Origin of the sequence: Lentzea waywayandensis (assembly GCF_900115955.1) — a bacterium.
GTDB lineage: Bacteria > Actinomycetota > Actinomycetes > Mycobacteriales > Pseudonocardiaceae > Lentzea > Lentzea waywayandensis.
On sequence record NZ_FOYL01000009.1, the window covers coordinates 272021 to 290458 of the forward strand.

The window sequence follows — 18438 nt, forward strand, 5'->3', positions numbered from 1 at the left end:
CCACGCTGCTAATGTGGAAGTGAGATCAACCGCCCTCGATGAGGAGCTCGACGTGCTGGTGGGTGAAGACGACATCTCAGGGTGAGCCCTGGATGTGACAGGCCATCGACGACCGATGGCCGTTCAGTCGTCCCCTTTCCACACGCGCGGCCGTTCCGCGCGCAGCACAGTCCTGAGGTCTCACACCCATGTCCGACGCATTCATCGTCGTGTCGTCCCTGTCCTTCTCCTGGCCGGACGACACCCCCGTGTTCGACGGTCTGTCCGTCTCGGTGCCCGGCGGGCGCACCGGTCTCGTCGCCCCCAACGGCGCCGGGAAGTCGACGTTGCTCAAGCTCGTCGTGGGCGCGCTGACGCCGTCCGAGGGCAGCGTGTCCGTCGAGGGCGTGCTCGGCTACCTGCCGCAGGACCTGCCGCTCACCGCCGGGCTGACCGTGGCCGAGGTGCTCGGTGTCGCGGACGTGTTGCGCGCGATCGCGGCCGTCGAGTCCGGTGACGTCGGCGAGGAGCACTTCACCACCATCGGCACCGACTGGGACGTTGAGGAACGCACGCGCGCGCAGCTCGACCGGCTCGGGCTCGGTGACCTGGCGCTCGACCGGGTGCTCGGCACGCTGAGCGGCGGGCAGGTCATCTCGCTCGGGCTCGCGGCGCAGTTGCTGAAGCAGCCGGACGTGCTGCTGCTCGACGAACCCACCAACAACCTCGACCTGGACGCCCGGCACCGGCTCTACGACGTGCTGGACGACTGGCGCGGGTGTCTGCTCGTGGTGAGCCACGACCGGGCGTTGCTCGACCGGATGGACCGGATCGCGGAGCTCGACGGCGGCGAGGTCCGGTTCTACGGCGGGAACTTCAGCGCCTACGAGGAGGCGGTCACCGCCGAGCGCGAGGTGGCCGAGAAGAACATCCGCAGTGCCGAGCAGGAGGTCAAGCGCGAGAAGCGGGAGATGCAGCAGGCCCGCGAACGTGCCGCGCGTCGTGCGTCCAACGCGCAGCGCAACCTCGGCAACGCGGGGCTGCCGAGGATCTTCGCGGGCAACATGAAGCGCAACGCGGAGGTGTCGGCGGCCGAGGCGGACGGCACGCACGCCGCCCGCCTCGGTGCCGCCCGTTCCAAGCTCGACCAGGCCGAGCGAGCGGTGAAGGACGAGCAGAAGATCAGCCTGGAGCTGCCGCAGACCGCGGTTCCCGCCGGGCGCACGCTCTTCCTCGGCTCGGACATCCGGGTGCGGAACCTGTTCTCCGGCCTGGACTTCGCCATCCGGGGGCCAGAACGGATCGCGCTCGCCGCACCGAACGGGGCCGGCAAGTCGACGTTGCTGCGGGTGGTCCATGGTTCGCTCACGCCGGACAGCGGTGAGGTGAAGCGGGCCGACGGCCGGGTCGCGTACCTGTCGCAGCGGCTGGACCTGCTCGACGACTCCCGCACGGTGGCGGAGAACCTGGCCGCGTTCGCCCCGGCCATGCCGCCGGCGGAGCGGATGAACCTGTTGGCGCGCTTCCTGTTCCGCGGCACCCGTGCGCACCTCCCGGTCGGCGTGCTGTCCGGCGGCGAACGGCTGCGCGCCACGCTGGCGTGCGTCCTGTTCGCCGAGCCGGCGCCGCAGCTGCTGTTGCTCGACGAACCGACGAACAACCTCGATCTGGTCAGCGCCGGGCAGCTGGAGAGCGCGCTGAACGCGTACCGGGGCGCGTTCGTCGTCGTCAGCCACGACGAGCGGTTCCTGAGCGAGGTGAAGATCGACCGCCGGCTGCGCCTGGACGGCGGCAGGCTGCTGGAGGCCGCTCATGGCTGAGGCACTGGTCGCCACCGAACTGGTGCGCGGGTTCGGTGGCAGGCGGGTGCTCGACGGGGTGTCGCTGACCGCGGCACCCGGCCGGCGCATCGGGCTGATCGGCGAGAACGGCGCGGGCAAGTCGACGTTGCTGCGGTTGCTCGCGGGCGTCGACCAGCCCGACGGCGGTGTCGTGCGACGGCCGCCGGACCTGGGTCTCCTGCACCAGGAGATGTCGTTCCCGGACTCCGCCACCCTCGCCCAGGTCCTGGACGACGCGCTGGCCGCGGCTCGGGAGGACCTGGCCGAACTGGAGCGGCTGGGTGCGCTGCTCGCCACCTCGGACGTCGAGGCGGAGTACGCGGAACGGCTGGAACTGGCGCAGCGGCACGAAGCCTGGGACGCGGACCGTCGCGCCGGCATCGTCCTCAACGGACTCGGGCTCGGTGACGTGGGGCGTGACCGCACGCTCGGATCGTTGTCCGGCGGGCAGCGCCGCCGGCTGGATCTGGCCGCGCTGGTGATCCGGCGGCCGACCGCGTTGCTGCTGGACGAGCCGACGAACCACCTCGACGACGACGCGGCGGCGTTCCTGGAGGAGCAACTGCGAGCGCTCCCCGGCGTCGTCGTGCTGGCGAGCCACGACAGGGCGTTCCTCGACGCGGTGTGCACGGACCTGGTCGACCTCGACCCTGCGGTGGACGGGCCCGTCCGGTTCGGCGGCACCTACACCGAGTACCTGCACCAGAAACGCGCCGAACGCGAACGCTGGGAACGCCGTCATGCCGAGGAACAAGAGGAACTGGCAGCGGTGCGCGACTCGCTCGGCCTGATCGCCGGACGCGTTGCGTCGAACCGGGCCATGCGCGACAGCGACAAGATGGGCTACGGCGTGCGGGCGAACCGCGTGCAGAGCCAGATCTCCCGCCGCGTCCGCAACGCCACCCGGCGCCTCGAAGAACTCGAACGCGCTGCCGTGCCCGCTCCCCCGCGCCCACTGCGGTTCGAGCCCGACGCGGTGGCGTCGCAGGCCGAGGATCTGGTGTCGCTGCGGGAGATCCGGGTTCCCGGGCGACTCACGCTCGACTTCCTCGACGTGCGCGACGGCGAACGGCTGCTCGTGACCGGCCCGAACGGCGCGGGCAAGTCGACGCTGCTGCTCGTGCTGGCCGGGAAGCTCGACGTCCAGGGTGTCCGACGGCATCCCGATGTCCGCGTCGGGCTGCTCGACCAGGACACGTCGTTCGCCAACCCGCGCCTCACCGCACGGGGCACCTACGGCCGCGCGCTCGGTGCCGAACGGGTCGCGCAGACGCCACTGGAGTCGTTGGGACTGCTGCACAAGTGGGACCTCGGCAAGCCCGTCGGCACGTTGTCGGTGGGCCAGCAACGCCGCCTCGCGCTCGCACTGCTCGTCGCGCATCCGCCGCACCTGCTGCTGCTCGACGAGCCGACCAACCACCTGTCGCCGACGTTGTGCGACGAGTTGGAGGACGCGCTGGGTCCCGGTCCGGGTGCGATCGTGCTCGCGAGCCACGACCGCTGGTTGCGCAACCGTTGGCAGGGAGCCGAAATCGGGCTGTGAGAATTCGGTGGACGACCCCCGGATGATGGTTCGGGGGTGTTCCGATGGTGGTGTTCGAGTGCGTAGCGTGCGGTGCGGCGCTGACCGTTCCGCTCAGACAGGTCGACCGGCCCGACCACGGGGACCGTCAGGTCGGCAACGGCATCAGGAACATGCCGGCCCTGATGGAGCCAGGCACCTACGCCGCCGGCTCCGGACAGATCCTCCTCGCGCCCGGCGACGTCCGCGGCATGGTGTGGATCCCCGAGCAGTTCGACGGCTACTGCTGCGGGCTCGACGCCCACGCGGTTCCCAACCTGGCGTGCGAGTGCGGGCAGCAGGTCGCGACGCGCGTCGACGACTGCTCGCTGTGGCAGGTGGTGATGCTGCGGGCCGGAGCAGTACGACCGGCTGGCGATCCAGAGCCGGTGGCCGATTGGGAGGCGTTCGACTGGAGCCAGGCTCTGCGGGACGACACGGACCTGTGGTGGCACCATCGTCTGGCGGCCTCGGCCGAGGTGGCGCTCGCCCAGGTCGTCGCCGCGGCGGGCATGCCGCTCACAATGCCGGACGGACCCCTCGCGGACGTGTTCCGGCAGCCGCTCGGCGAACTGCTGCCTGATGGTCCGCGGGCCATGACCCTCGCGCTCGCGGGTCCCGGTCTCGCGGCCGGCGCGGACGTCCTGCTGGTGCCGAGACATCCCCAGACCGGTGAGGCGTGGGAGGTGGAGGGGACGGTCGTGCCGATCTCGGCCGAGCTGTGGCGCTGGCTGGCCTGTACGGACGAGCAGCCTGTCATCCCCGCGACGGGTGGCAGGTGGCCTTACCTCGATGAGGACCCACTACCGAGACGCCCGGAACGCCTCCTGCTCAACTCGTGGCTCCAGTGATGTCGAGACGGCGGGATCAGCTTCGACGTGGTTGTGCAAGGACACCCGCACAACCCACGGAGGACTGATCATGACCGGACTCCCGCCCGTCACCGACCTCGCCACCTGGCAGCAGGCCCGCGACGAGCTCCTGGTCCGCGAGAAGGCCCACACCCGCGAGGGCGACGCGATCGCGGCCGAACGCCGGAAGCTGCCGATGGTGGAGTTCGACGGCAAGGTCGAGGTCGTCGGTGCCGACGGACCCGTGCCGTTCGTGGAGCTGTTCCAAGGCCGCGACGAGCTCGTGGTCTACAAGCACATGTGGTGGGACGGCGCGCCGCACCAGGGGCAGTGCGAGGGCTGCACGCACATTCCGTGGCACTTCGGCGACGCCGCCTACCTCAACGCTCGCGGGGTCTCGTTCGCGATGCTGACCACGGGTGCGTGGGACGAGGTGGCCGCGTTCGTGCAGTTCATGGGCTACTCGCAGCCGTGGTACTCGGTGCGCGGTGTGGACGAACCCGTCGGCGGTGAGATGGGCTACCTGACCAGCTACTTGCGCGATGCCGACCGCACGTTCCTCACGTACTCCACGACAGGGCGCGGCACCGAGCGGGTCAACGGGTCGCTGGGGCTGCTCGACATGACCGTGCACGGCCGCGGCGAGTCGTGGGAGCGGCACCCGGACGGCTGGCCCGAGACCCAGCAGGCGGGCTGGTTCTGGCGCACGAACGCGGACGGAGACTCCAGCCGGGGCGAGGACAGCAGGCCTGTGCCGCAGTGGACCCGGCCGGGCGCGACGCCGGTGACGACCCTGGGGCGGCAGAGCCACTGCCACTGATCAGCGCGGTTTCGCCGCGGTGGCGAGGACGCGGCGCTTCCGGTCGAAGCCCGACAGGACGTGCCGCGCCTCCTGCTGCATCGAGACCATCGCGGCGTCGGGCTCCTCGACGTCGAGTGACTCCTCCCACATCCGCCTTTCGGCCGTCCTCCACTCCGGCCTGTCGACGACCTCGACGTCGGTGAACCCGGCCTCGGGCAGCTGGGTGGCCAGGTCGAGCTCGCGGATCCGCCGCCAGACGCGGTCGTCCCCGGGATCGACGGCCTGCCAGCAGGTGACGGCCAGCCGTCCGCCGGGGCGGAGCACGCGCAGGCACTCCCGCAGCGCGTCCGGCTTGGACTCCGCGAACTGCAGGGCGTCGATGACGATCACCGCGTCGACCGACGCCGTCCACAGTCCGGTGGCGGTCAGCGTTCCGACCCGGAAGTCACCGCCGCTGCGCTCCCTGGCCTGCTCGATCGCGACGGCCGAGAAGTCCACGCCGACCAGGCGACACCCGGTGCGGCGCGCGATCTCCAGGCCGTAGCCGCCACGACCGCACGCCAGGTCCAGCAGCACCCGGCCGGTCCCCAGCCCGAGGGCGGACGCGACCTCGTCGAGGCCCGCCCCGCCCAGCATGCTCGTCGACTCCAGGCCCGGTGGGAGGGCGAGCGTGCGCCGCACCAGCTCGTCGGCCAGCGGGGACGCGGCCCGGTCGGCGTACCAGCGGTCGAAGTCCTCAGCGCTCGTCACTCGCCCGACACTGCCAGAAACGCGGTGGTGCCCGGTGACCTGCACGCGCCGTGTGATCGGTCACGAAAGCTGACGCTCTGTTCCACTCCGAACGCCCTCCGCACTCGTCCGCACCGGTTGTGATCAATGTCTGGACCAAAGTATGACGGCGAGTTAGGCCCAGGTATGACGCACGCGAGCGGCTGCGTCGATATTGTCCGTTCCGACGGACATCATCAGCTCGTAACCCCCTTTCCGCCGAAGGGACAGCCGCGTCATGTGGGAAGTTCTTCAGTCAGCGACCGACGTCCGGTCGCGCGTGACCGAGTGGATGGGGAAGCGGTTCCTCGCGCACCTCAGCAAGACCGGGTTCGACCTCGAGTCGTCCTGGTTCGTGCCCTCGCGCGTGCTCGCACCGCTGCGGCGCAACGGGTTGGACCCGGTGCCGGAGCTGGCGCGGATGCAGGCCCACGGACCGATCACGCGACTGCCCCTCCCGGTGACGGTGTGGCTGGTGACGGGCTACGAGGCGTCCAAGCAGGTGCTCGTGGACTCCGAGGCGTTCAGCAACGACTTCGGCCACCTGCGGGAGCTCGGGCTCTTCTCGGACGAGGCGCCGGGCGGGCTCGGGTTCAGCGACCCGCCTGAGCACACGCGGCTGCGCAAGGCGCTGACGCCGGAGTTCACCATGCGGCGGCTCTCCCGGCTCGTGCCGCGGATCGAGCAGATCGTCGCGGACCAGCTCGACCTGATGTCCATGAAGGACGGTCCCGTCGACCTCGTCGAGCACTTCGCGATGACGGTGCCCGCGCTCACGATCTGCGAGCTGCTGGGCGTGCCCGCGAGTGAGCGCGAGGAGTTCCAGCGGCGCAGCGTCTCGCGGTTCGACCTCGGCGGCGCGGCCACGACGTCGTTGTCGGCCGTGTCCGAGTCGATCGTCTACTTCCGGGAACTGGTGCGCGCCCAGCGGCTGGCACCGACCGACGGGCTGCTCGGCGAGCTCGTCCGCAAGCACGGCGACGAACTGGAGGACGACGAGCTGGCCGGCCTCGCGGACGGGCTGCTCACCGGCGGGTTCGAGACGACGGCGAGCATGATCTCGCTCGGCACGCTCGCGATGCTGCGCGACCCCGCCCTGTGCGAGCAGGCGCTCGGCGACGACAAGGCGGTGAACGGGCTGGTCGACGAGCTGCTGCGGCACCTCAGCGTCGTCTCGGTGGCGTTCCTGCGGATCGCCCGCCACGACATCGAGATCGCCGGCACGAAGATCAAGGCGGGCGACATCGTGGCGTGCTCGCTGTCCCAGGCGAACCGCGACCCGAGCGTGTACGCCGGGCCGGACGAGATCTGCCCGGAACGTCCCGCGAGCCAGCACCTCGCGTTCGGCTACGGCGCGCACCGCTGCATCGGCGCCGAGCTCGCGAAGATGGAACTGCGGATCGCCTACCCGGCGCTCGTCCGGCGGTTCCCGGAGATGCGCCTCGCGATCGAGCCGAGCGAGCTGTCGTTCCGCAAGCTCTCGATCGTCTACGGGCTGCACTCGCTGCCGATCCACCTCGGCGCGCAGCCCAGCCCGATCCAGCAGGTCCTTTGACGGAGGGGAAGGCCACCTGAGTGGCCTTCCCCCGTTTCACTCGCGAGTGCCGATGGCGTCGATGGGTTTCGCACGCAACGACAACCGCGTGGACACCGCGATCGACACCACTCCGAGCAGCGCGGCCCCGGCGAGCGCGCCCAGGTAGACCCCGATCGGACCGGCGGGCAGCGGGCTGCCGATCAGGCCGATCGCGAGCACGCCCAACGGCACCGCCGCCACCAGCGACCCCAGCACCGCGGCCAGTCCGACCGTCAGCAACGCCTCGGTCCGCATCATCCGCACGATCTGGCGGCGTCCGGTGCCGACCAGGCGCAGCAGGGCGAACTCGCGGCGCCGTGCGGCCGTGGACATCACGAGCGTGTTCGACACGGAGATCGCGACGTAGCCGAGGATGACGCCGACCGCGACCAGGTTGAGCAGGAACTGGGTCCGCTCCTGGCTGCGGTCCTGCGCCGCCACCCGTTCGGTCACCCGCAGGCCTGGATAGCGCCCGGCCAGGGCGTCGAGGGCGGTGGTGTCCGCGGCCTTCACGAGCACAGCGCTGTCCATGCCGGCATTGGTGTGGGCGCGGGCGTCGGCGGCGGACAGCACGTAGTCGCCGAACGCGAGGTCGTGCCGGTAGGTCGCGACCACCTTCAGCTTCGCCCGCTGACCGTCCGCGTACCAGAACTCGACCTCGTCCCCGACCTTCTTGTCCTCCCAGGACGCGTGCGCGTCGCCCAGCGCCACCGTGCCCGGCTGGAGGTCCCCGATGCTGCCGGAGACGACGTCGAGGTCGACCATGCCGCCCGCGGTGGAGTCGAGGCCGTTCGCCGGACGGCTCTGCACCTCGACGGTGTCGCCGGTCTTGCTGGCGGTGATCACCTGAGTGCGCACCAGCGACGTGGCCGTGACGCCGGCGATCCCCTTCGCCGTGGTGGAAACCTCGGCGGGCACGCCGGCGATGCCGGTGATCACGTGGTCGGCGGTGATCGATTGCTCGGTCTGCTGCTGCACGGCGGCGGTGAGCGTCGTCTGGCTGTAGAAGTTCACCACCGCGAACCCGATGGCCAGCATCAACGGCGTCACCGCGGCCGCGAGCCGCCGCGAGTTCTTCAGCACGTTCGCCGCAGCCAGATACCCGCTCACCCCGGACGACCTGGCCAGCACGGGCGCGATGACCCGGACCGCCGCCCCGATCACCTTCGGTCCGGTGAGCGTGAGACCGATGATCAGCACGAGGGCCGCCATCACGGACATCGCCGCGCCGAGCTGTCCGCCGAGGAACAACGGCACCGCCGTCGCGCCCAGCCCGATCGCGATCAGCGCCCAGCCGATCGCCAGCCGGACCTTGCCGACGTCCCGCTTCTGCACCGCGGCCTCGCCCAGCGCCTCGACGGGGTTGATCGACGACGGCCTGCGCGACGCGCTCCAGGCCGCGACCCGGGCCGCCGCCACGCCGATCACCAGGGCCGCGACCAGCGGAATCGGGCTGATCGAGAGGGCGAAGTCGTCGGGCACGACACCGATCCGCGCGAACGCGTCGCGCAGGCCGTGGCCGACCAGGATGCCGAGCAGGCTGCCGATCACGCCCGCGACCACCGAGACGACCGTCGTCTCGACGCCGATCAGCTTGCGGATCTGCCGCGGCGTCGCGCCCACGGCCCGCAGGAGGGCGAACTCGCGGCGGCGTTGCTCGACGGTCAGGGCGAGGGTGCTGGCCACGACGAAGATGGCGACCAGGACCGCGTACCCGCCGAACGACCCGGCCAGGATCGCGAGGAGCGACTTGGTCTGGCTGACGTCGTCGAACTCGGCCGCGCTGCGGTCGGCGCCCGAGGACACCGTGACGTGGTCGCCGGCGAGCACGTTCTCGACCTTCCGGGCATCGGCACCCAGCACGCCGATGGCACTCACGCGGTCAGGACGTCCGGCGAGCTCGGCCGCCTTGGTCTCGTTGAAGAACAACGACGCCTGGCGCGCCCGGCCGGCGGCTTCGGCGATTCCCGCCACCCGATAGGTCTCGGGGACCGAGCGGGTCATGATCTTCACCTGCGCGCCCACGCCGGCCCCCGCTTCGGCAGCCAGGCCCGAGTCCAGGACCACCTCGTTCGCCTGCGGCGCGGTGCCCTCCTTCAGCGTGAACGGCGCCAGCACCGCGGACTCCCAGTTGTGCCCGAAGGACGGCTTGCTCGCGAGCGGCTGCCCGTCCTGCCCCACCACGACAGCGGGGAAGGTCTGCTCGGGAACAGCCCTCGCGCCCGGTACCGCCGCGATCTTGGCGGCCAGCGCGGCGGGGATGGACGGCTGCTCGGCGGCGTGCTCGAACGCCAGCACGTCACCACCGTCCGGCCGGACGATCCGATCACCGGTCACGACCACGTCGGCGGCCGCGTAACGCTGGGTCGGCACGCCGCCGCGGAAGCCGGACTCCATCAGGATCCCGCAGGCCGCGACGAGCGCGGTGCCGCACAGGATCGCGACGAACGCCCCGATGAACCCGCTGGTACGGGCCTTGACGGTCTGCCAGGCGAGACTCAGCACGCTCACCACTCCCCGAGGTGCGTCATGCGCTCGGCGACCCGCTCGGGCGTCGGCCCGGCCAGTTCGCCGGCCAGCCGTCCGTCCGCCAGGAACAGCACGCTGTGCGCGGCCGAGGCGGCCACCGGGTCGTGCGTGACCATCAGCACCGTCTGCCCCATCTCGTCCACAACGGACCGGAGCAGGGTCAGCACCTGGTGCGCGGTCCGGGAGTCCAGGGCGCCGGTCGGTTCGTCGGCCAGCACGACCTCGGGCCTGGCCACCAGCGCGCGGGCGATCGCCACGCGTTGCTGCTGACCACCGGACAGCTCGGACGGGAGCCGGTCCAGCCGCCCGTCCAGGCCGACCCTGCCGACGACCTCGCGCAGCCATCCCCGGTCCGCCGCGCGCCCGGCGAGGCGCAGCGGCAGCGTGATGTTCTGCTCGACGGTCAGCGACGGCAGCAGGTTGTAGGCCTGGAAGACGAACCCGATCCGGTCGCGCCGCACCTGGGTCAGCGCGGCCTCCTTCAGGCCACCGAGATCGGTGTCGCCGAGCAGCACGCGGCCGGACGTCGGCCGGTCCATGCCCGACGCGCAGTGCAGGAAGGTGCTCTTGCCCGAGCCGGACGGTCCCATCACGGCGGTGAACGTGCCCCGCCGGATGCCGACGGTCACCTCGTCCAGCGCGGTGACGGCACCACCTCCGGAGCCGTACACCTTCCGCACCGCCTGCAGCGACAGCGCGTCTGCCCTCATCACGTTTTCTCCTTGGCTCGCAACAGCTTCTGGCCAAGAACCTAATTTCGCGGGGTGCCGCGGGGCGATCACGCAGGCTGCCCGGCCCGAGGTGGAGCAGGCTCTACCCCGCAGCGGGTTCGTCCGCGCGGACAGATCGGGAAGGTCAGATTCGTCGGCTGCGACGAGGTGACCGCGAGGGCCCGAAACCTAGCGTTGCCGGTGACCGGAGTCACGTCGACGTGGGATGGGGCGCGGATGTCCAAGCTCAACGAGATCAACGAGTGGCTGCAGGAGAACCTGCCGCGACTGGCCGCCGAGCACGACGTGCCGGGGGCCGCGGTGGCCGTCACCGTCGGCGACGACGTGGCCGAGGCCGCGGCGGGCGTGCTCAACAAGAACACCGGCGTCGAGACGACGACGGACTCGCTGTTCCAGATCGGGTCGATCACCAAGGTCTGGACGACGACGCTCGCGATGCAGCTCGTCGACGAGGACCTGCTGGACCTCGACGCGCCCGTGCGCGACTACCTGCCCGAGTTCCACATCGCCGACGAGGACGCCGCCGCGCGGATCACGGTGCGGCAGTTGATGAACCACACCTCGGGCTTCGAGGGCGACCTCTTCACCGACACCGGCCGCGGTGACGACTGCGTGGAGAAGTACGTCGCCACGTTGCACGACACGCCCCAGCTCTTCGCGCCCGGCGAGATGTTCAGCTACAACAACGCCGGCTACTGCGTGCTCGGCCGGATCGTGGAGGTCATGCGCGGCAAGTCGTACGACGACTGCCTGCGCGAGCACCTGTTCGCCCCGCTCGGCCTGACCCACGCCGCCGCGGACGCCTACGAGGCGATCATGCACCGCGCCGCCGTCGGACACCTCACGCCCGACGAGGAGGCCGGGCCGCAGGTGGCGCCGGTCTGGGCTCTCGTGCGGTCGAACGCCCCGGCCGGCTCAATGCTCGCCATGAGCGCCCGCGACCTGCTGAAGTTCGCGCGGATGCACATGAACGAAGGTGCTTCCGTGCTGTCGCCCGCCGGTGTCGCGGCCATGCAACAGGTTCAGGTGCAGGTGCCGGACCTGGCGTTGATGGGCGACGCCTGGGGGCTGGGCTGGGAGCTGTTCCACTATCCACAAGCGACGGTCATCGGGCACGACGGCGGCACGATCGGGCAGAACGCGTTCCTGCGCCTGGTTCCCGAGCACGGCGTCGCCGTCGCGTTGCTGACCAACGGTGGCAAGACCATCGACCTGTACCAGGCGATCTTCCGGCACGTGCTGCGCGAGCTCACCGGCGTCGAGCTGCCGGAGATGCCCGAGCCCGCCGCGGAGCCCCCGCGCGTCGACGGCGAGCGGTTCACCGGCGTGTACGTGTCGGCGGTCGGCGAGCGCGTGGTCACCCAGGACGCGGACGGCCGGATCTGGATGGAGGTCATCCCGAAGGGGATCATGGCCGAGCTGAGCCCGGAGTCCGCGGGCAAGACCGAGCTGGTGCCGTGGCGGGACGACACACTCGTTGCGGCGGAACCAGTGCACGGCATCCACATGCCGCACGCGTTCGTCGGCGACGACGGCAACGGCCGGGCGCTGTTCCTGCACACCGGCCGCGCGGACCGCCGGGTGGCGCCGTGATCGCGGAGGTCTTCGCCGAAGCCGGTGTGGAGGGGTTCGTCCACGCCCGCGAGATCGGGGTGGACGGCCCGGAGTTCTGTCACGGCGCCGACGACCAGGTGGTGCTGGCGTCGGTGTTCAAGATCCCCGTCGCCGTCGCCTACGCGGCCGAGGTGGCGGCGGGACGGCTCGACGAGACCGAACGGACCCGCGTCACGTCCCGCTACCGCATCGGCGGGATCGGCACCGCGGGGTGTGCCGACGACGTCGAGATGAGCTGGCGCGACCTGGCGTTGTTCATGATGACGATGAGCGACAACGCCGCGACGGACGTCGTCTTCCACCGCGTCGGCCAGGCCACGGTCGACGCGGTGCTCGACAGGGCCGGCCTGGAGCGCACCCGGATCCTGGGGTGCTGCGAGGACCTGTTCACCTCGGTGGGCGCGGACCTGGGCACCGACGACGTCGAGAAGGCGCTCGCGAACCCGACGTGGGAGCTCGTCCGGAAGCTGTCCATTGTGGATCCAGAACGCACCACTTCCTCAACACCGAGGGAGATCACGACGCTGCTCGACGCCATCTGGACCGACCGGGTGGCGCGACCCGAGGCGTGCGAACGGGTCCGGGCGATCATGGCGCAGCAGATCTGGCCGCACCGGCTCTCCTCGGGCTTCCCCGCCGACGTCCAGGTCGCCGCCAAGACCGGCACGCTGCCCAGCGTCCGCAACGAGGCGGGCGTCGTCACCTACCCGGACGGCCACAGCTACGCCGTCGCGGTGTTCACCCGCTCCCAGTCTCTCGACCTGCGCGACCCCGCCGCCGACGCGGTGATCGGCCGCGCCGGACGCCTCGCCGTCGACCAGCTCCGGAGGACGTCATGAAGCGCGCGGTAGCCCTGCTCGGAGTCGTCGTCCTCGCCGGGTGCGGGACCGCGGCCACGTCCGGCAGCCAGGAACTGGCCGAGGGCAGGACCTTCACGATGTCGGTCGGCGCGGATCCGGGTTCGCTCGATCCCGCCCTGACGGTGCTGTCGGTGGCGCGGCAGGTCGGCCGGTTCCTCTACGGCAGGCTGATCGAGCGCACCTCGAACGGTGAGATCGTCGCGGGACTCGCCGAGAAGTGGGACGCCACCACCACGACCGCGACTTTCACACTGCGCCAAGGCATCACGTGCGCCGACGGAGCGCCGCTGACCGCCGCCGACGTCGCCGCGAACATCACGTTCGTCGGCGATCCGAAGAACAAGTCCGCGCTCGCGGGGCTTCAGGTCGCTCCCGGCACCACGGCCACGGCGGACGAGGCGACCCGCACCGTCACCGTCACCAGCGGCGCACCGGACGCGTTCCTGCTGACCAACGTGGGCACGTTGCCGATCGTGTGCGCCAAGGGAATGGCCGACCGCGCGTTGCTGGCCAAGGGCGAGCAGGGCACCGGCATGTTCACGATCTCCGAGATCGTGCCGAACGACCACTACACGCTGGTGCGGCGCAAGGACTTCGCGTGGGGACCCGGTGACTGGCAGAAGGACCAGCAGGGCCTGCCGGACAAGGTCGTGATCCGGGTGATCGCGAACGAGACGACCGCCGTGAACCTGCTGCTGTCCGGTCAGCTCAGCGCCGCGACCGTGGCGGGCCCCGACCAGGAGCGCCTGCTGGCCCAGAAGCTCGACCACGTCGACACCGCCACCCCGCTGGGCACGCTGTCGTTCAACCAGGCCGACGGGCGTCCCGGCCAGGATCCCGCCGTGCGCCGGGCACTCCTGCAGGCACTCGACCTCGCCCAGGTCGGCAAGGTGCTGACCACCGGCAAGGGCAGGCCGTCGAAGGGCTTCGTGACCGTCGAGCCCCGTCCCTGCACCGGTGACAACGTGACGCCCAACCTGCCCGCGTTCGACAAGGCGGCTGCCTCGAGCGCGCTCGACACCGCGGGATGGCGGGCGGGGCCGGACGGCACGCGGTCCAAGGACGGCAAGCCGTTGTCGCTCAAGCTGATCCAGCCGACCGTCCTCGGCCCGACGCTGACCGCGACCGCCGAGCTGATCCAGCAGGCGTGGCAGGCCATCGGCGTGAAGGTGGAGATCCAGCCCGCGGACGCCGCCGGCATCAACCAGGCGCTGTTCGGCACCGGCGCGTGGGACGCGGCGATGGTGCCGCTGACGTTGTCGCTGCCGAGCCAGCTGGTGTCGTTCGCGGCCGGCCCGGTGCCACCACAGGGGGTGAACTTCGCCCACGTCGCCAACGCCGAGTTCGCCGCGGAGTCGCAGAAGGCCGCGAACCTCGCCGGCACCGCGGGCTGCGAGCACTGGGACAAGGCCGAGGCCGCCCTGGTCCGCGACGCCGGCCTGGTGCCGTACTTCGACGCCGTCGTACCGACCTTCGTCAAGGGCGCGCGGTTCACGATCAGCGACAGCGTCGACCCGGCCTCGATCCGGATGCTGGCATCGTGACCGCTGCCGGCTGGGCACCGTTCGCGCGACGGCGGGCCCTGCGCTTCCTGACCTCGCTGTGGGTGCTGGTGACCGCGGCCTTCCTGATGATCCACCTGATCCCCGGCGACCCGGTCCGCGAGTCCCTGGGCCTGTCCGCACCACCGGACCTGGTCGCCGCCCGCCGCGCCGCACTGGGCCTCGACGACCCGTTGCCCGTGCAGTACTGGCACTACCTGGGCGGGCTGTTCCGCGGCGAGTTCGGCACCTCGCTGATCAGCGGCACACCGGTCGCGTCACTGATCGGCGACCGCCTGCCCGCGACCGTGCAGCTGGCGGTGCTCGCGTTCCTGGTCGTGGTCGTCGTGGCGGTGCCGGTGGGCGTCGTCATGGCGATCCTGACCAGGGGCGGCCGAAGGCGTGGTGGCGAGCTGGCGTTCACCTCGACCAGCGTGGTCCTCGCGGCGATCCCGGAGTTCCTGCTCGCGGTGGCGCTCGTGAGCCTCTTCGCCGTGCAGCTGGGCCTCTTCCCCGTGGCGGGCAACGACGCCGCCGGTTCGTGGGTGCTGCCGGTGCTCGCCCTGGCCATCGGCCCGGCCGCGGTGCTCGCCCGGATCGTGCGGGTGGAGCTGCTCTCCGTGCTGGGCAACGACTTCGTGCGAACAGCGCGGGCCAAACGGCTGCCGTCACGCCTGGTGTACGTGCGGCACGCACTGCCCAACGCCGTCACCGCGACCCTGACCCTGGGCGGCATGATGCTCGCCGCCCTGGTCGCGGGAACCGTGCTGGTGGAGAACGTGTTCGCGTGGCCGGGACTGGGGTCGACCATCGTCGGCTCGATCCAGCAGAAGGACTACCCGGCGGTGCAGGGAATCGTGCTGGTGTACGGGGCCGGGGTGCTGCTGGTGAACCTGGTCGTCGACGTGGCGCTGGCGTTGCTCGATCCGCGTTCGACGATCAGGGAGGCGTGATGCGCCCGCTCGCCCCGCCGCAGCCGTCCACCGGGACGCGGCACGCACTCGACGCGCCACGACCACGCAGCCGGGCCACCGCGCACGGCAGAGGCGACGCCGCACCCCGCCCGACACCAGCACCACCGACCTCCGGGGAGGCGTGATGCAACCGGTCCTCCACTCCCCCGCCCAGTCACAGCCGTCCACCGGGACGCGGCACGCACTCGCCGCGCCACGACCACGCAGCCGGGCCACCGCGCACGGCAGAAGCGACGCCGCACCCCGTCCGGCACCAGCACCACCGACCTCCGGGGAGGCAGCATGCGCCGCCTAGCCGTCCTCCGCTCCCCCGTCGGCGCCGCCTCCGCCGTCCTCCTCGTGTTCCTCCTGGCCCTGGCGATCTTCGCCCCGCTCCTGTGGGGCGACCGCGCCGGAGCCATCGACACCGACGCCATCCAGCAGGGCCCGTCCGCCGAGCACCTGCTCGGCACCGACCAGCTCGGCCGCGACATCTTCTTCCGAGTGCTGGTGGCGACCAGGCTCACCATCGGGCTGGCGCTGCTCGCGACGCTGATCGGCGTGGTCACCGGCCTGATCCTCGGCTCCGCGCCCTCGGTGCTCCCGCGGTGGGCGGCCAGGGTCGTCACGTCGGCGGTCAACATCGCCGTGGCGTTCCCCGGGCTGCTGCTGGCGCTGTTCTTCGCCGTCATCTTCGGCACCGGGACGATCGGCGCGGTGCTCGCCATCGCGTTCGCGATCACGCCGTCGTTCGCCCGGCTCACCCAGACGCTGACGGCCTCGGTGAGCGGACGCGACTTCATCAAGGCGGCGCGGGTGTGCGGGGTGGGCAGGTTCCGGCTGCTGACCCGGCACGTCCTTCCCAACATCGCCGAGCCCCTCGTCATCAACGCCACGCTCGCGGCGGGGTCGGCGCTGACCGCGTTCGCCGGGCTGTCGTTCCTCGGGATCGGCGTGCAGGCACCCTCCTACGACTGGGGCCGGCTGCTCGGCGAAGGCCTCAGCCGCATCTACATCTCCCCCGCGCCCGCGCTCGGGCCCGCGATCGCCGTGGTGCTCGCGGGTCTGGCGTTCAACCTGTTCGGCGAGGCCGCCGCGGCACGCCACCGGGACCAGCAGCCACGCGGCACCGCGGTCCGCGCGCCGCGGTCCACCGGCGGCACCGACGAAAGCGGGCTGCTGACCGTCCGGAACCTGCACGTCACGTTCCCCGGCGGGATCACGCCGGTGCGCGGTGTGTCGTTCACCGTCCACAACGGAGAGATGATCGGTGTGGTCGGCGAGTCCGGCTCCGGCAAGAGCCTCACCGCGCTGGCCGTGTCACGGCTCGTCGAACATCCCGGCGTGGTCACGGCCGACACGTTGCGGTTCAACGGAAAGCCCCTCGACCAGACTCCGGACCGCGAGCTGGGCACGCGGCTGGCGATGGTGTTCCAGGACCCGATGACGTCGTTCAACCCCACGCGACGCATCGGCGGGCAGGTCGCCGAGGTGTCCGAGGTGCACCAGGGGCTCGGCCGCAAAGCCGCGCTGCGCAAGGCGATCGGCCGCCTGGAGGCGGTGCGGATTCCGGAGGCCGAACGCCGGGCGAAGCAGTACCCGCACGAGTTCTCCGGCGGCATGCGGCAGCGGGCGATGATCGCGATGGGACTGATGGGCGAACCCCAGCTGGTGATCGCCGACGAACCCACCACCGCGCTCGACGTCACGGTGCAGCGCGAGGTCCTCAAACTCCTCGCCAGGATCAGACAGGAGCGCGGCGCCGCGGTCTTGCTGATCAGCCACGACATCACCGTCGTGGCGCAGACCTGCGATCGCGTGCTCGTGATGTACGCGGGCCGGATCGTCGAGGAGCTGCCGACGACCGAGCTGTTCACGGCCGCGCGGCACCCGTACACGACGGCGCTGCTCAAAGCGGTGCCCGACCTCGACACGGACCGGGACGCGCCGCTCGCGGTCATTCCCGGCCGGCCACCGGAGCCCGGCGAGATCGGCCGCGGGTGCCCGTTCGCACCGCGCTGCCCGCTCGCCGACGACCAGTGCCGGACCGAGGAACCCGAGCTCGAAGCCTTCGGCGACGGGCACCGGGTCGCGTGCTGGAAGTCCGAGAGCGAACTGGCAGGTGTGCGATGACCGACCTCGTCTTCAGCAACGTCACCGTCCGCTTCGGCCACCACACGGCGGTCGACGACGTCAGCCTCACCGTGCCGTCGGGCCAGGTCGTGGGCCTCGTCGGCGAGTCGGGCTCCGGCAAGTCCACCCTCGCCGCCACCGCGGTCCGCCTGGTCAGGCCCACCGAGGGCCGGGTGCACGCGGACGGCAAGGTCCAGATGGTCTTCCAGGACCCGTACTCGTCGCTCGACCCGAGGATGAGCATCGGCAACACGATCGCCGAGGCCATGCCGCGGGGCACGGACCGCAAGGCCGAGGTCGCGAGGCTGCTCGAACTGGTGAACCTCGACCCCGGCCGGGCCACCGCGCTGCCGGCGAGGCTCTCCGGCGGGCAACGGCAGCGGGTCGCGCTCGCCAGGGCGTTGGCGGGGCGGCCGAAGGTGATCATCGCGGACGAGATCACGTCCGCGCTCGACGTGTCCGTGCAGGGCGCGGTGCTGAACCTGGTCCGCGACCTGCAACGACAGTTCGGCCTGACCATGTTGTTCATCTCCCACAACCTCGCCGTCGTGCGGTACGTGAGCGACCGCGTCGCGGTGATGAAAGCGGGCAAGATCGTGGAGGAGGGACCGGCCGCTCAAGTGCTCGCCGATCCCCGCCACGAGTACACGCGCGAGCTGCTCGCGGCCGCGCCCAGGCGTGACACGAGGCTGGAGGCTT

Annotated in this window: 13 protein-coding genes and 1 pseudogene; 11 read left to right on the forward strand and 3 right to left on the reverse strand. The window is 71.3% G+C overall.

Annotated elements, in window-relative coordinates:
• The first annotated feature begins 188 nt into the window (after positions 1 to 188).
• The 4 genes from BM417_RS31090 (at position 189) to BM417_RS31105 (ending at position 5052) form a co-directional block, all read left to right on the forward strand.
• Positions 189 to 1799: an ABC-F family ATP-binding cassette domain-containing protein gene (locus BM417_RS31090; protein ID WP_093601892.1), complete on the forward strand. Its 1611-nt coding sequence runs from the start codon at positions 189 to 191 to the stop codon at positions 1797 to 1799.
• Positions 1792 to 3363 (forward strand): ABC-F family ATP-binding cassette domain-containing protein, encoded by a 1572-nt coding sequence (locus tag BM417_RS31095; RefSeq protein WP_093601894.1) that lies wholly within the window; start codon positions 1792 to 1794, stop codon positions 3361 to 3363. Before BM417_RS31090 ends, BM417_RS31095 begins: the two co-directional genes overlap by 8 nt.
• A 44-nt stretch (positions 3364 to 3407) precedes the next feature.
• On the forward strand, positions 3408 to 4232 hold the full coding sequence (locus tag BM417_RS31100; protein ID WP_093601896.1) for a hypothetical protein: 825 nt from the start codon (positions 3408 to 3410) through the stop codon (positions 4230 to 4232).
• Between the two features lie 70 nt (positions 4233 to 4302).
• On the forward strand, positions 4303 to 5052 hold the full coding sequence (locus BM417_RS31105) for a DUF899 family protein (protein ID WP_093601897.1): 750 nt from the start codon (positions 4303 to 4305) through the stop codon (positions 5050 to 5052).
• Here the strand turns inward: BM417_RS31105 and BM417_RS31110 are convergent, their stop codons facing one another.
• A complete protein-coding gene (locus tag BM417_RS31110; RefSeq protein WP_218164613.1) occupies positions 5053 to 5784 on the reverse strand; it encodes a class I SAM-dependent methyltransferase in 732 nt (243 codons plus the stop codon).
• A gap of 256 nt (positions 5785 to 6040) precedes the next feature.
• On the opposite strand from BM417_RS31110, the gene BM417_RS31115 reads away from it, so the two are divergent.
• On the forward strand, positions 6041 to 7357 hold the full coding sequence (locus tag BM417_RS31115) for a cytochrome P450 (protein ID WP_093601899.1): 1317 nt from the start codon (positions 6041 to 6043) through the stop codon (positions 7355 to 7357).
• A gap of 36 nt (positions 7358 to 7393) precedes the next feature.
• Here the strand turns inward: BM417_RS31115 and BM417_RS31120 are convergent, their stop codons facing one another.
• Entirely contained in the window at positions 7394 to 9889 is a 2496-nt protein-coding gene (locus BM417_RS31120) for an ABC transporter permease (RefSeq protein ID WP_322789001.1), read from the reverse strand.
• Positions 9886 to 10617 (reverse strand): ABC transporter ATP-binding protein, encoded by a 732-nt coding sequence (locus BM417_RS31125; protein ID WP_093601901.1) that lies wholly within the window; start codon positions 10615 to 10617, stop codon positions 9886 to 9888. The genes BM417_RS31120 and BM417_RS31125 overlap by 4 nt, the downstream gene beginning before the upstream one ends.
• Positions 10618 to 10854: 237 nt before the next feature.
• On the opposite strand from BM417_RS31125, the gene BM417_RS31130 reads away from it, so the two are divergent.
• The 6 genes and pseudogenes from BM417_RS31130 to BM417_RS31155 all read left to right on the forward strand — a co-directional run.
• Positions 10855 to 12231 (forward strand): serine hydrolase domain-containing protein, encoded by a 1377-nt coding sequence (locus tag BM417_RS31130; RefSeq protein WP_093601903.1) that lies wholly within the window; start codon positions 10855 to 10857, stop codon positions 12229 to 12231.
• Positions 12228 to 13091 (forward strand): serine hydrolase, encoded by an 864-nt coding sequence (locus tag BM417_RS31135; protein ID WP_093601905.1) that lies wholly within the window; start codon positions 12228 to 12230, stop codon positions 13089 to 13091. Before BM417_RS31130 ends, BM417_RS31135 begins: the two co-directional genes overlap by 4 nt.
• The gene (locus tag BM417_RS31140; RefSeq protein ID WP_093601907.1) at positions 13088 to 14656 is read left to right on the forward strand and encodes an ABC transporter substrate-binding protein; all 1569 of its coding nucleotides are present in this window, start codon (positions 13088 to 13090) and stop codon (positions 14654 to 14656) included. The genes BM417_RS31135 and BM417_RS31140 overlap by 4 nt, the downstream gene beginning before the upstream one ends.
• A complete protein-coding gene (locus BM417_RS31145; protein ID WP_245822270.1) occupies positions 14653 to 15606 on the forward strand; it encodes an ABC transporter permease in 954 nt (317 codons plus the stop codon). The genes BM417_RS31140 and BM417_RS31145 overlap by 4 nt, the downstream gene beginning before the upstream one ends.
• A 303-nt stretch (positions 15607 to 15909) precedes the next feature.
• The gene (locus BM417_RS31150; protein ID WP_093601909.1) at positions 15910 to 17739 is read left to right on the forward strand and encodes a dipeptide/oligopeptide/nickel ABC transporter permease/ATP-binding protein; all 1830 of its coding nucleotides are present in this window, start codon (positions 15910 to 15912) and stop codon (positions 17737 to 17739) included.
• Positions 17736 to 18431, forward strand: a pseudogene (locus tag BM417_RS31155) (ABC transporter ATP-binding protein); the annotation flags it as partial. The gene BM417_RS31150 and the pseudogene BM417_RS31155, both read left to right, overlap by 4 nt.
• Positions 18432 to 18438: the final 7 nt, after the last annotated feature.

Coding starts and splice junctions, on each gene's coding strand:
- BM417_RS31090 (WP_093601892.1), top strand. CDS start 189: ATGTCCGACGCATTCATCGTCGTGTCGTCCCTGTCCTTCTCCTGGCCG.
- BM417_RS31095 (WP_093601894.1), top strand. CDS start 1,792: ATGGCTGAGGCACTGGTCGCCACCGAACTGGTGCGCGGGTTCGGTGGC.
- BM417_RS31100 (WP_093601896.1), top strand. CDS start 3,408: ATGGTGGTGTTCGAGTGCGTAGCGTGCGGTGCGGCGCTGACCGTTCCG.
- BM417_RS31105 (WP_093601897.1), top strand. CDS start 4,303: ATGACCGGACTCCCGCCCGTCACCGACCTCGCCACCTGGCAGCAGGCC.
- BM417_RS31115 (WP_093601899.1), top strand. CDS start 6,041: ATGTGGGAAGTTCTTCAGTCAGCGACCGACGTCCGGTCGCGCGTGACC.
- BM417_RS31125 (WP_093601901.1), bottom strand. CDS start 10,617: ATGAGGGCAGACGCGCTGTCGCTGCAGGCGGTGCGGAAGGTGTACGGC.
- BM417_RS31130 (WP_093601903.1), top strand. CDS start 10,855: ATGTCCAAGCTCAACGAGATCAACGAGTGGCTGCAGGAGAACCTGCCG.
- BM417_RS31140 (WP_093601907.1), top strand. CDS start 13,088: ATGAAGCGCGCGGTAGCCCTGCTCGGAGTCGTCGTCCTCGCCGGGTGC.
- BM417_RS31150 (WP_093601909.1), top strand. CDS start 15,910: ATGCGCCGCCTAGCCGTCCTCCGCTCCCCCGTCGGCGCCGCCTCCGCC.